Source organism: Agathobacter rectalis ATCC 33656 (genome assembly GCF_000020605.1).
Lineage (GTDB): Bacteria > Bacillota > Clostridia > Lachnospirales > Lachnospiraceae > Roseburia > Roseburia rectalis.
In genome coordinates this window covers 706,537-719,095 of the sequence record NC_012781.1, presented here as the reverse complement: position 1 = coordinate 719,095, position 12,559 = coordinate 706,537, and the positions used below count along the sequence as shown (strand labels likewise).

The 12,559-nt window shown below is 55.4% G+C and carries 16 protein-coding genes and 1 pseudogene; 16 read left to right on the top strand and 1 reads right to left on the bottom strand.

Annotated features, from left to right (window positions below; all coding sequences use genetic code 11):
* Positions 1-59: 59 nt before the first annotated feature.
* The 16 genes and pseudogenes from EUBREC_RS16875 to EUBREC_RS03450 form a co-directional block, all read left to right on the top strand.
* Positions 60-143, top strand: a pseudogene (locus EUBREC_RS16875) (Maff2 family mobile element protein); the annotation flags it as partial.
* A gap of 40 nt (positions 144-183) precedes the next feature.
* Positions 184-1,050 (top strand): VirB6/TrbL-like conjugal transfer protein, CD1112 family, encoded by an 867-nt coding sequence (locus EUBREC_RS03520; RefSeq protein ID WP_005927637.1) that lies wholly within the window; start codon positions 184-186, stop codon positions 1,048-1,050.
* A 42-nt stretch (positions 1,051-1,092) separates the two neighbouring features.
* On the top strand, positions 1,093-1,734 hold the full coding sequence (locus EUBREC_RS03515; protein WP_012741680.1) for a septation protein SpoVG family protein: 642 nt from the start codon (positions 1,093-1,095) through the stop codon (positions 1,732-1,734).
* Positions 1,735-1,743: 9 nt separating this feature from the next.
* On the top strand, positions 1,744-2,397 hold the full coding sequence (locus EUBREC_RS03510; RefSeq protein WP_012743496.1) for a DUF7007 domain-containing protein: 654 nt from the start codon (positions 1,744-1,746) through the stop codon (positions 2,395-2,397).
* Between the two features lie 44 nt (positions 2,398-2,441).
* Positions 2,442-2,828 carry a PrgI family protein gene (locus EUBREC_RS03505; RefSeq protein ID WP_003500106.1) on the top strand — a complete coding sequence of 129 codons (387 nt, stop codon included), beginning with the start codon at positions 2,442-2,444 and terminating at the stop codon, positions 2,826-2,828.
* Complete coding sequence (locus EUBREC_RS03500) at positions 2,746-5,175, top strand: VirB4-like conjugal transfer ATPase, CD1110 family (protein WP_370866625.1); 2,430 nt, start codon at positions 2,746-2,748, stop codon at positions 5,173-5,175. The genes EUBREC_RS03505 and EUBREC_RS03500 overlap by 83 nt, the downstream gene beginning before the upstream one ends.
* 279 nt (positions 5,176-5,454) lie before the next feature.
* Entirely contained in the window at positions 5,455-7,122 is a 1,668-nt protein-coding gene (locus tag EUBREC_RS03495; protein ID WP_012741677.1) for a C40 family peptidase, read from the top strand.
* Positions 7,123-7,144: 22 nt separating this feature from the next.
* Positions 7,145-7,411: a DUF4315 family protein gene (locus tag EUBREC_RS03490; protein ID WP_005927622.1), complete on the top strand. Its 267-nt coding sequence runs from the start codon at positions 7,145-7,147 to the stop codon at positions 7,409-7,411.
* Positions 7,398-8,045, top strand: a complete 648-nt coding sequence (locus EUBREC_RS03485) for a DUF4366 domain-containing protein (RefSeq protein ID WP_012741676.1) — start codon at positions 7,398-7,400, stop codon at positions 8,043-8,045. Before EUBREC_RS03490 ends, EUBREC_RS03485 begins: the two co-directional genes overlap by 14 nt.
* Positions 8,021-8,239: a hypothetical protein gene (locus EUBREC_RS03480; protein ID WP_330367705.1), complete on the top strand. Its 219-nt coding sequence runs from the start codon at positions 8,021-8,023 to the stop codon at positions 8,237-8,239. Before EUBREC_RS03485 ends, EUBREC_RS03480 begins: the two co-directional genes overlap by 25 nt.
* Positions 8,240-8,641: a cysteine-rich VLP protein gene (locus EUBREC_RS03475; RefSeq protein ID WP_012741674.1), complete on the top strand. Its 402-nt coding sequence runs from the start codon at positions 8,240-8,242 to the stop codon at positions 8,639-8,641.
* A gap of 132 nt (positions 8,642-8,773) precedes the next feature.
* Positions 8,774-9,364: a defense against restriction DarA-related protein gene (locus tag EUBREC_RS03470; protein ID WP_306718519.1), complete on the top strand. Its 591-nt coding sequence runs from the start codon at positions 8,774-8,776 to the stop codon at positions 9,362-9,364.
* A gap of 12 nt (positions 9,365-9,376) precedes the next feature.
* Positions 9,377-9,559 carry a DUF4316 domain-containing protein gene (locus tag EUBREC_RS03465; protein ID WP_003500078.1) on the top strand — a complete coding sequence of 61 codons (183 nt, stop codon included), beginning with the start codon at positions 9,377-9,379 and terminating at the stop codon, positions 9,557-9,559.
* Complete coding sequence (locus tag EUBREC_RS03460) at positions 9,559-9,900, top strand: plasmid mobilization protein (protein ID WP_012741672.1); 342 nt, start codon at positions 9,559-9,561, stop codon at positions 9,898-9,900. Before EUBREC_RS03465 ends, EUBREC_RS03460 begins: the two co-directional genes overlap by 1 nt.
* 175 nt (positions 9,901-10,075) lie before the next feature.
* Positions 10,076-10,366: a CD1845 family protein gene (locus EUBREC_RS03455; RefSeq protein WP_041253892.1), complete on the top strand. Its 291-nt coding sequence runs from the start codon at positions 10,076-10,078 to the stop codon at positions 10,364-10,366.
* Between the two features lie 79 nt (positions 10,367-10,445).
* A complete protein-coding gene (locus tag EUBREC_RS03450) occupies positions 10,446-11,861 on the top strand; it encodes a relaxase/mobilization nuclease domain-containing protein (protein WP_012741670.1) in 1,416 nt (471 codons plus the stop codon).
* Between the two features lie 169 nt (positions 11,862-12,030).
* Here the strand turns inward: EUBREC_RS03450 and EUBREC_RS03445 are convergent, their stop codons facing one another.
* Positions 12,031-12,390 carry a helix-turn-helix transcriptional regulator gene (locus EUBREC_RS03445; protein WP_036626676.1) on the bottom strand — a complete coding sequence of 120 codons (360 nt, stop codon included), beginning with the start codon at positions 12,388-12,390 and terminating at the stop codon, positions 12,031-12,033.
* Positions 12,391-12,559 lie beyond the last annotated feature (169 nt).

The following is a 12,559-nucleotide window of genomic DNA, read 5'->3' as shown; positions in this document are numbered from 1 at the left end:
ACCATATAGATTTTTTGTACGCCGCCGCTCGCCATCGAGCAGAGTTTTACACCTAATTGGGGATAAAACAGCTCATGGCTGGCGGCGGTGTCGTTCTGATCGGCCTTCAGCTTATCCCTCTGCTGTCCGGCCTGTTCAGCTAAGTGTCACCCGTTGTCCCTTTTCCAGAAAAGGAGCTGATGTATGGACTTTATCATCGACGCAATCGTTGAATGGCTGAAAGGTCTGCTCGTCGATGGTATCATGGGAAATCTGGACGGCCTTTTCGATAACGTCAATCAGAGCGTTGGCGAGATCGCCACACAGGTAGGCACGACCCCGGCGGACTGGAACGCCGGGGTCTTTTCCATGATACGACAGATCTCCGAAACTGCCATTCTGCCAATCGCCGGGGTCATCCTCACTTTTGTTATGACCTATGAACTGATACAGATGCTCATAGAACGCAACAACCTCCATGAAGTTGACACATGGATGTTTTTTAAGTGGGTGTTCAAAACCTTTGTGGCTGTGATGATCCTGACGAATACCTTCAATATCGTGCTGGCGGTCTTTGATGTGAGCCAGCATGTGATACAGCAGTCAGCGGGCATTATCCAGAACGGGACAGAGATCACGCCGGATGTGCTGGACAGTCTGCGGACAGAGCTTGAAGCGATGGAGTTAGGTCCTCTGTTCGGACTCTGGCTCCAGTCCTTCCTGATCCAGCTTACCATGATTGCCTTAAACATCGTGATCTTCGTTATCGTATATGGCCGTATGATTGAAATTTATTTACTCACAAGTTTAGCGCCTATCCCGTTTGCCACCGTCCCCAACAGGGAAACCGGACACATGGGGCAGAACTATTTCCGCTCCCTCTTTGCGGTGGGCTTTCAAGGTCTATTGATCTTAGTCTGTGTCGCCATCTATGCGGTGCTGATCCAGAGTATCGCCACCGACGGCGACCCCATCGGGGCGATCTGGGGCTGCGTGGGATATACGGTGCTGCTGTGTTTTACCTTATTCAAAACAGGCAGTCTTGCAAAATCCATCTTCGGCTGCCATTAAGAGACTTCGGGCCATGCTGACCCGAAGCGGAAAGGAGGCGGTATGCCTCGGCGTTACAAACAGGGTGCGGACGGACAGCCGAACCCGGCTTTCTATGGAAAGCTCCCCGAAGAATTTTCTAAAGCAGACACCATGCGCTTTATGGTGGAAACCGATCTGAAACTGTCCGGGTGCGTATCGGCGGACACGCTGGCGGCACTCCGGGCGGAAGGCTATGACTACAAGGACGGGAACCTTGTTCCCGCCGGAAAGGAGGAAACCATGCAGGAAAAGGTTGCAAACACCACCCCGGCCGCACCGTTGAAGCTGGATGTAAGCGTGCGGGTCATCGAACCTGTGAAAAATCTGATGGGCTTTGCCAGCGTGAAATTCAATGACTGCTTTGTGGTGGAAAATCTGAAAATCGTACAGGGCAGCAAGGGCCTCTTTCTTGGGATGCCCAGCCAGCCGGACGGCAAAGGCGGCTACCGGGATATGGCCTACCCTGTCACAAAGGAGTTCCGGGAACAGCTCAACACCGCTGTTCTGCAAGCCTATGAGGCAAAGCTGGAACAGATGGCGGAGCGCGGCTCTGTGGGGCGTGCGTCCATCAGCGACCAGCTCAAAGCCGGAAAAGCGGCTGCCGAACAGGCAAAGGCAGAACGGCCTCCGAAGGAAAAGCCCAGCCGCAGCGCAGAGCGTTGACCTCGGGCCATGCTGGCCCGAAGCAGAAAGGAGGCGGAAACCATGCCACGCAAACGGACGGGCTATGACGCAGCCTGCTATTACGACGGAAAACTGCTGGGCCGCTGTACCAAAGCGGACAGCGATGCCTATACCCTGTTGATGAACGCCTGCGGCGGGGACGCCGCCCGTGTCCTGCGGGAATACGCCTACTTTTCCCCGGAGCTGAAGGCCATCTTGGAAAAGGCGGCTCTCATGCAGGCGGACCGGAACCGGACGGGCGGAATGTTCCATGCGCCGAAAAGCTCCCCGTGGGGCGAGGTGCAGAGCTGTGAAGTTCTCTGTCCGGGGGTGTTTCTGGTATCTACCGCCAGCCACGGCGGAACGATGGTGGCAAACGAGGTAGCCGCCGTCCTCTCCCCGGCGGCCAAAAAATGCGGCTTCAAGGACAAGGGCTATATCTGCTATGAGGAGGACGCGCAGGAAAGCGTAGTGCTTCGGGAGCTGCTGGACAAAAAGCTGTGGAACATCCCCGACCGCATTAAGGACAAAGCGCAGTTTGAAGAAAACCTCAATCAGTCCATCCGGCAGTATAATCCCGAATACTGGCGGGCAAGGCAGAGCGGACGCAAGGCCGCCGAAGCCGCCCGCAGTACAACCCCGGCCAAAGAGGCCGCAAGATAACCTCGGGCCATACTGGCCCGAAGCAATAAAGGAGGTGTAACAAAATGGCCTATGTGCCAGTACCAAAAGACCTTTCCAAAATCAAGACAAAGCTGGCCTTCAACCTAACGAAGCGCCAGCTTGTTTGTTTTTCCAGCGCGGCGGCGGTGGGCCTCCCGGCTTACCTGTTTTCCCGTGGCAGTATCGGGAACAGTGCCGCCATGTTCCTGATGATCGGCCTCATGCTCCCGTTCTTCTTTCTGGCTATGTATGAACGAGACGGTCTGCCGCTGGAAAAAGTGCTGAAAAACATCATCCGCACCCGGTTCCTCTATCCCCGTGTGCGGCCTTACAAAACCGAAAACTTCTATGCGCTGCTTAGCGCCAGAAAGGAGGCGCAGCCGATTGCGAAACAGCAGAAGGGCCGGAAAGCCCGCAGGCAGAAAGCCTGAAAAGCAGGGCCTTACCGGCCTGTTCACGAAAGGAAAGAACATTCCCACCACCGCCCAGCAGACCCTCCCTTACCGGGAAATGTACCGGGACGGGGTGTGCCGGGTAGCGGACCGCTATTACACCAAAACCATTGAATACGAGGACATCAACTACCAGCTCGCACAGTCCGAAGATCAGGCGGCCATCTTTGACGGGTGGAGCGCCTGCCTTAACTACTTTGACAGCAGCCTTCCGTTCCAGCTTTCCTTCCTCAACCACCGGAGCCGCCCGGGCAGCCGGTACAGCGTGAACATCCCCATGCAGGACGATGATTACAACAGCGTCCGGTGTGAGTATGTGGAAATGCTGGAAAACCAGATCGCCAAAAGCAACAACGGCATTGTCCGCACAAAGCTCCTGACCTTCGGCGTGAACGTGGACGACCTTCCCACCGCCAGGGCAAGGCTGGAACGTGTAGAGGCGGACATTTGCGGGAACTTCAAAAAGCTGGGCGTCAAGTGCCGCTCCCTTTCGGGGCTGGAACGGCTGGAGCTTCTTCACGGGCAGCTCCACCCCGGCAGCGGATCCCCCTTCCGGTTTTCATGGGATATGATCCCCAAAACCGGGCTTTCCACCAAAGACTTTATCGCCCCGGACAGCTTCGACTTCCGTTTCAGCCGTCTGTTCCGGGTGGGGACGACTTGGGGCGCCGCCTCCTACTTGCAGATTTTGGCCTCGGAGCTCTCGGACAAGCTGCTGGCGGAGCTTTTGGAAATGGATGCGGAAATGACCATCACCCTCCATATCCAAACCGTCGATCAGGCCGCCGCCGTAAAATCCATCAAGGCCAAAGTCTCCGACATTGACAAGATGAAGGTGGAGGAACAAAAGAAGGCAGCCCGGTCAGGGTACGACATGGACATACTTCCGCCCGACCTCGTAACATACAGCAACGACGCAAAGACCCTTCTGGAAGATTTACAGAGCCGGAATGAAAGAATGTTCCTGCTGACCTTCCTTGTGGTAAACATGGCCCCGACCCGCCGGGAGCTGGACAATGACCTGTTCACGGTGTCCGGTATCGTCCAGAAATACAACTGCACCTTGAAGCGGCTGGACTTCCAGCAGGAGGATGGTTTTCTTTCCAGCCTTCCGCTGGGCCATAACGGCATTGAGATCAAGCGCGGCATGACGACAAGCTCCACGGCCATTTTCGTTCCCTTTATGACGCAGGAGCTCCGCATGGATGGCGAAGCCGTCTATTACGGGCTCAACGCACTTTCCCATAACGTCATCATGGCAAACCGGAAGAAGCTCAAAAATCCCAACGGCCTGTTCCTCGGCGTGCCGGGCTCCGGCAAATCCTTTGCCGCAAAGCGGGAGCTTGTGAACGTGTTCCTTGCCACCCGTGACCGGATCATTGTGGTTGATCCGATGGGCGAATATTCGCCCCTTATCAAGCGGCTGGGCGGACAGGTCATCGAGATCGCCCCGGACAGCCCCCACCACATCAACCCGATGGACATTGATTTGAGCTTCGACGAGGAAAACCCGATGGCGCTGAAAGCCGACTTTATTCTGTCGCTGATGGAGCTGATCGTTGGCGGCAAGGACGGCTTGCAGCCGGTGGAGCGTACCGTCATTGACCGCTGTGTACGCCAGATGTACCGGGAACACTTGCAGGACCCGGAAACAAGCAAAATGCCGACCCTCCAAACCCTGTATGACCTGCTCTGTTCCCAGCCGGAGGGCGAGGCGGTACGGCTGGCAACTGCCCTTGAAATTTATGTGTCGGGTTCTCTTAACGTGTTCAACCATGAAACCAATGTGGACTTGAACCGCCGTTTGGTATGCCTTGACTTAAAAAAGCTGGGGGCCGGGCTTCGGACGATTGCCATGCTCATTATGCAGGACTTGGTAAACTCGCAGGTGTCCATGAATTTCCTGCGTGGTATCGCTACATGGTGCTACTTCGACGAGTTCCATGTGCTGCTCCGCGACCGGCTGACGGCAAGCTATTGTGTGGCGATCTGGAAAATGCTGCGAAAAAAAGGGTGCGTTCCGAGTGCTTTAACGCAGAACGTAAAGGATTTTCTGGCAAGCCCAGAGATTGAGAACATCTTTGAAAACTCGGACTTCCTTGTGTTGCTCTCGCAGGCACAGGGGGACCGGCAGATTTTAGCCAAACAGCTTGGGATCAGCCCCCACCAGCTTTCCTATGTGACCCATACCAATTCCGGCGAAGGGTTGCTGTTCTTCGGGAATACCACCATCCCGTTTGTTGACCGCTTCCCGCAGAATACCGAGCTGTACGCCATTATGACCACCCGCCCGGAGGACAAAAAACAGGAAATGAACCGGGCATAACACACTTCGGGCCATGTTGGCCCGAGGTTTGGAAAGGAGGGATACGTCATCGGAAAGAAACCGGACAAACGGAATTTTCAGAGGCCGGGGCCGACGGAGGATACCGGGGGCAATCGCCCCGGACCGGCTGAACGGGAAGGACCTTCCCACGCACCATCCCGGCGTCTGCGGTTTGAGGACGAGGATACCGGACAGGACAGCCCTTCGGGCCATGATGGTCTGAAGTCCAAAAGCGGTAAGTTTCAAGAGGACAGCCGGAAAAGCCGTCCCTCTGACCGCATGAGGCAGGAGGATGAAGCGGACGGGCCGCAGGATACCGGCAAGGCACAGGAGCCGGAGGGCTCCGCCGAGAAGGTCGGGAGCAAAAAGGGCAAGTACCAGAAAGCACAGGCAAAAGCGGAACACACCGGGGAAAAGCTGGGAAAGGCCCGGGAGAAACTGGACAAGACCGAGGCAAAACGGGCAGCGAAGAAGCCGCCGGGGCTTGCAAAAAAGGCAGTCCGGGGAGCCCGTACAGAAGCGTGGTTCTATGTCCACAACAAGATACACGAGGTTGAGCATGAAAATGTGGGTGTGGAAGGAGCCCATAAATCCGAGCTGGCCGCAGAGGCCGGAGCCCGGAAACTGACCCGCTATGCCAAACGCCGCTGGCGGGAACACCCAGCCCGGAAGGTGGCAAAGTGGGAACGGAAGGACATAAAAGCCCGGGCCAATGTGGATTTTCAGAAGATGGCCTCCGAGCACCCGGAACTTGCCAGCAATCCGCTTTCCCGTGTGCAGCAGAAATGGAAACTGAAACGCCGGTATTCCAAAGAGGCAAAAGCGGCTGCAAAACAGGGCGCAAAGGCCGCAAAGAAAACCGCTGCCGCTTCGGGAACTGCGACCCGGCGGGCAGCGCAGTTTGTGACCCGTCATCCCGTGGCGGTGCTGGTCCTGCTCCTGCTGTTGCTGCTCTGTTTTCTTGTGTCGGCGGTAAGTTCCATTTTCCCCACGCTTGGCAGCGGCCTTGCCAATGCGTTATCCGGCACCTCCTACGCCTCGGAGGATACGGACCTGCTGGGGGTGGACGAGGACTATACAGCGTTGGAAAACGAGCTGGCGCAGACGGTGGCGAACATTGAAAGCACCCATCCCGGCTATGACGAGTACCGCTATTCCGTGGACGAGATCGGCCATAACCCCTATGAGCTGGCATCCTATTTCTCTGCAAAGTACCATGTCTATTTCCGGGAACAGGTGCAGGACGAACTGCGGGAGATTTTCGAGGCACAGTATGAGCTGACCTTGACGGAGGAAGTCGAGATACGCTACCGCACCGAAACCAGCACCGACCCGGAGACCGGGGAAACCACCACCGAGGAAGTCCCCTATGAGTATTACATTCTCAATGTGACCCTCACAAACAAGACGCTGCCCGCCGTGATCCTGCCGAGGCTTAACGAACAGCAGCGGGAAATCTACACCGTTATGCAGCAGCTCAAAGGCAACAAACCCTATCTGTGGGAAGGGATTTACAACGGCGGCGAAGATACCGGCCCCAGCTATGAGATACCCGGCGAGGCGCTGGATGACCCGGCTTTTGCGGCGCTCATGGAAGAAGCCACAAAGTACATCGGCTGGCCCTATGTGTGGGGCGGCTCCAGCCCGTCCACCTCCTTTGACTGTTCGGGCTTTGTCTGCTGGGTGTACACGGCCAGCGGCGTCCACAACCTGCCCCGTACCACGGCGCAGGGCATTTATAACCAGTGCGCTATCATTTTCCCCTCCGAGGCAAAGCCCGGCGACATTATCTTTTTCACGGGAACCTATGACAGCCCCGGCCCTGTGTCCCATGTGGGGATTTATGTGGGCGACGGGATGATGCTCCATTGTGGTTCGCCCATCCAATACGCAAACATCAATTCAAGCTACTGGCAGACACATTTCTATGCCTTCGGGCGTTTGTGAGCCAAAGGAAAGGAGTCCTTGCATGAACAAGATCGACAAGCTCGATAAGGAACTGGAAAAAGCCCGGGAGAAGGCTGCCGAGTGGCAGGCCAAAATCCGGGAGCTGGAAAAGCAGAAACAGGAGGAAGAAAACAGCCAGATCGTGCAGGCGGTGCGCTCCCTTAAACTGACGCCCGCCCAGCTGATGGCATTTCTGAATGACCCCAAAAACAGCCTTACCGCTTCGGGCCATACTGACCCGAAGCCGGAGGCACCCGAAAAGGAGGACACAGCCCATGAAGAAAACTAAATACCGCAGGCTGGCGGCGATGGCTGCCAGCCTTTTGTGTTGCCTGATCTTTACGGTCCCGGCCTACGCCCAGAGCAGCGAGCCACAGCCGGAGACAGCTCCCGCCCCGGCGGAAACCGAAGCGGAGCCGGAAACACAGAACCCCTTTACCCCGGACGGGACGGGAACCGTGGTGGACAACGCCACCGACGAGGACGGTAAAGAGTTTTACACCATTACCACAGCAGACGAGAGCGTGTTTTATCTGGTGATCGACAAACAGAAAACCAGCGAGAACGTCTATTTCCTCAATACCGTTACCACAGACGACCTTCTGCCTCTTGCCGAACAGGGTAAGGAACCGCCCAAAGAAGTGACCCCGGAGCCAGAGCCAAAGCCCACCGAACCGGTGGAGGAAGTACCGGAATCCGAGCCGGAGAAAAAGGACAGCCCCCTTCTCTCTCTGCTCCTGATCGGTGCGGTGGTGCTGGCCGGCGGTGGGATTGGTTACTATTTCAAGATTTACAAGCCGAAGCATGAAGCCCCGGATTTGGAAGATGATTACTGCGAATATGAGGACGGGGAGCTGGAGGAGATCTCAGAGGAACCCGATGACGAAGATACCCCGCCATGGGAGGAAGATACGGAGGAATGAGAATGAATTTTACAAGCAGCCCTTTTGAACGAATGATGAAGGAAGTACCGCACCCCGGCTGGAACAATGACGACCCTTGTAAGGGATGCCGTTATCACAAGGAGTGCAAAGGAAAGAAAAAACAGTGCCGGAAGAAGTTCCGGGCGCTGATCGTGGAGTCCCGCCCTTCGGGCCATCGTGGCCCGAAGTCTTAAATGGACGCCCGGGAGCTGACCCGTGACGAGAAGAAGAAAATCCGTTCTCTTGTCACGGGGATGTGCGCCAACTATGACCGGGAAAGCGGCCTGTGCCTTCCTCTTGACTGTGCCTGCTATATGCTGCACAAGTGCTGGACAGGGGCGTACTGCCGTTATTTCCGTGAGGCTGTCCTGCCTCTTAACCCGGAGCTTCAAGCGTCGTTGACAACGGAAGGCATCTCCCCGGAGCTGCGAGCCTGTGCGGTCTGCGGAAAGGCGTTTTTGCCCGAGGGGCGTCAAGCCTACTGCTCCGACGCCTGCAAGGCCGAAGGGAACCGCCGAAAAAGCCGGGAACGCATGAGGAAAATGCGGGAGAAAAGGCCGGGCGGCTGTTACGATTTGCCGCCTCCAAAGGCTTGACATTCCGGGCTTTTTTGAGGGTGTTTCCGGGGTGGGAATATCTTATTACATTCCTCCCCGGTCTGCCCTCTTATTTCGTAACATCCAGCACTTCGGGTCATGTTGGCCCGAGGCACAGAAAGGAGGGATCTCTTGGAGACAGTACAAGGATATGTGATTTTGAAAGCTGCCACCTTTGAAACCGGACACGGCTTTGCGCTGGGGCATAATCCGGGAGCGCCGAGCCCCTTTGTGACCTGGCAGTTTACCGAGGGGGAAAACGGCCATCGGGATTACTACTGGGGCCGCTATGGAACCAGTCAGGCGTGGGCGCAGAGGGACTTTGACCGCCGGGTGGACGACTATCAGCAGCTTTACCATGCGGCGGTCAAGCATACCGAGCTGGGACCGGAGGGCGTTTACCGCTATTATTCCACCCAGCGGCCCGTGGACATAGGAACTTACCCGAAGCTGCCGGATAACCAGCCTCTTTCCATCGTCAACTACGATGACGACAGGAGGCGTCCTGTGGCTGATGGCAGGCTGATGGCATGGGGCGAACTGACCTACGCAAAGCCGCTGACCGAAAAGCAGATGGAGGATTATGAACTGAAACCAGCACCGGGCAATCCTGACCGGGTGCGCCCATCCATTACTGCCCGGCTCAAAGAAGGAACCAGAGGGCAGGAACCCCCGAAGGAACCCGGCCAGAAGCGAAACCATAAAAACCATGAGGAACGATAAAGGAGGATCGCCATGCACGAAAAAGACAACTATCTGAAAACCGCCGAGCTCTCCACAGAGCAGAACTGCAACATGATCGACGGCGTACCCAACAACACGCCCATCCCACCCACGCCCCCGGAGCTGGACGCAAAACCGCTTGATAAGGTAAAGGAACCCAAAGAGCGCCGGAAAGGCCGGGAGCTGGAACGCTGATGGAGAACCGCAAGCGGAATGTCCATCTGCACGTCATGGTAACGCCGGACGAGCTGGCAGCCATCCATGAACGGATGGCTGAGGCGGGCATTTCCAACGCCGGGGCTTATGTACGGAAAATGGCTCTGAATGGGTATATCCTGCACATCGACCTTGCGCCCGTAAAAGAGCTGATCTCTCTGCAACGGCGCTGTTCTAACAATCTCAATCAGGTTGCCATACACGCACATACCTATGGCGTGTACCCGGAGGAAATCGACGGATTGAAGCGGGACTATGAAAAGCTGTGGGGCGAGGTGTCAAAGGTGTTGCGGGAGCTCTCCGAGCTGGTGGCAAAGTAAGACGAGGGCGGCAGGCTTCCGTTGCGGGGCTTGCCGCCCTGCTCTTTTTTTACCACTTCGGGCCAGTATGACCCGAAGGTTTGGGACAGGATTCACTAATCTTTCGCAACATTTATGTCCCCGGGCAGGCATGATAAAATAGAGGTAGGAAGGATAGATAAAGGAGGTTTTGAAGATGAAGATACTGCTGAAAATATTGGTTGCTCCCTTTGCTTTGGCGTTGTCCCTTCTGGCGGCTCTGCTGGTGTTCCTGTTTGATATTTGTGCCGTCCTGCTGACGATTGCCTCTGTGATCCTGGCGGTGCTGGGTGTCGCTCTCTTTTTCACGCCGACGCCCATAGGTGGGATTGTATTTCTGTTTCTTGCCTTCCTTCTTTCGCCGTATGGACTGCAAGCGGCGGCGGGCTCCCTTCTTTGGGTGCTGGACGGAGGCAAATCCGCTCTGTACCGGTTTCTGGCAAGTTAAGCAGCCTCGGGCCATACTGGCCCGAAGTCGGGGCGGTCTGAATGGGCCGCCCCTTTCTCATGGAAAGGAGGAATGATTTTTGGCTACCACAACTTTGTTACAACGCCATGCGGGCGAAGGCGAAACGATTGCTGAGGCTATCCGGGATTGTCTGGACTATGGCAAGGACCCGGAGAAAACAGAAAGCGGAAAGTATATCTCCGCTTATGAATGTGATCCGGCCACCGTGGCGGACGAGTTCCTTTTGGCAAAGGCCAGCTATGCCGCTATGACGGGCCGGGAACAGAAGAAAGAAAATAATGTGCTGTGCTATCAGATACGACAATCCTTCTATCCGGGCGAGATCACCCCGAAGGAGGCGAACCGTATCGGCTATGAGCTGGCTATGCGCTGGACAAAGGGGCGGCACGCTTTTATCGTTACCACGCACACCGATAAGCAGCACATCCATTGTCACATTTATTACAACTCCACCACCCTTGACTGCACCCGGAAATTCCGAAATTTTTGGGGCTCCAGCTTCGCCCTTCGGCGGCTCTCTGACAGGCTGTGCCTTGAAAACGGGCTGTCCATCGTGGAGAACCCGAAGCCCCGGAGCAAGAGCAAGTATCGGAACTATGGGGAGTGGCAGAAAGACCGGAAAGGGCCGATTTCCTATCAGGACCGACTGCGCCTTGCTATTGATACTGCGCTGGCGGAACGCCCCGCTGATCTGGACGAATTTCTCAATTTGATGAAGCGGGCCGGGTATGAGGTCAAGACGGTTCGAGGCGGCGGTATCAGCTTCCGGCTGACCGGGCAGGGACAGGAACGCTTCACCCGTCTGCGTGCCTCCACGCTGGGGGACGGCTACGACTTGCAAGATGTTCTGTCCGCCATTGAGGGCAAAGAAAAACGCCCCGGGCGCTCGGAGCGGAAAATCAGTCTGGCGGTGGATATTCAAGCAAAGCTGGCTGCCGGTAAGGGGCCGGGATATGAACGCTGGGCGAAGGTATTTAACATTAAGCAGATGGCCGCCGCTCTTGCCTATATACAGGACAATAACCTGACCGATTATGAGCAGTTGGCGAAGAAAGCCACCGAGGCGGCAGACCGTTTCCATGTTATTTCCGAACAGGTCAAGCAGACGGAACAGGCCATGAAAACCAATGCCGGGCTAAAGGCCGCAACGGTTCAGTATGCCAAAACCCGCCCAGTCTTTGAGCAGTATAAGGTGACGAAGTACAGCCGGAAATTCCTTGCGGAGCATGAGGCCGACCTTGAACTGTACCGGGCTGCACAAGCGGAAATGCGCTCTCTGCTGGGCGGGGCGAAGCTCCCTAAAATGGATGTGCTGAAGGAGGAAGGCCGCAAGCTCACAGCAAAGAAAAAACAGCTCTATGGAGAATACCAGAAGGCACGACGGGATATGCAGGAGCTCGTCACGATCAAGGCGAACATTGACACTCTGATGGGCTACACCGAGCCGGGAAGAAAGCAGGAAAAGGAGCGTTAAGGTTATGAAAATAAGGAGCAAAGCGACGCTGACACTTCGGGCCATGTTGGCCCGAAGATACGGGTTTGGGGCGAGCCCCAACAAGCCGCCTTTGTGCCACTTGTGGCCACAGAGGCATTGCTTGCCACTTAGCGACAGCCCCTAAAATAGCGCAAAAAAACAGAGGCCCTTATTCTGGAACCTCCGTTTCTCTGGCTTTCTTAATGCCCTCGGCTGTGGCTTCTATTACGACAAGCTCTTTTTCATTCATGGAGTTTAGAAGTACATCAATGTGCTTTCTACAAGAGCTTGACCTTGCCCCTCCGTCCGCATGAATAAACTGGTCAACTGAAACGTCAAACATAGTAATGAGTTTAACAAAAAGGTCGAAGCTGGGATATTGACCTTTGTTCTCAATATTCATAATGGTACGGGAGTCACGGTCTACTAATTCCGCAACATAGGCTTGTGTCCAGCCCTTTTCTTCTCTGGCTCGTTTGAGAGCCGCCCCGAGGCCGTGGAAGTCAAACCTTCTTTCATCTTGGTTCATTTTCATATCACCCTATATCATTCTACATTTCGGGTTGGATTATGAGAATGTAATGAAATTTTACATTAAGTAGTATTTTATTTCGTATCCGTGTAGGCTCTAACTTGTATTATTCGAGGCAGAGAACTATAATATATAGGGTTGAGCAAAACTCCGATTTGCTCATAAG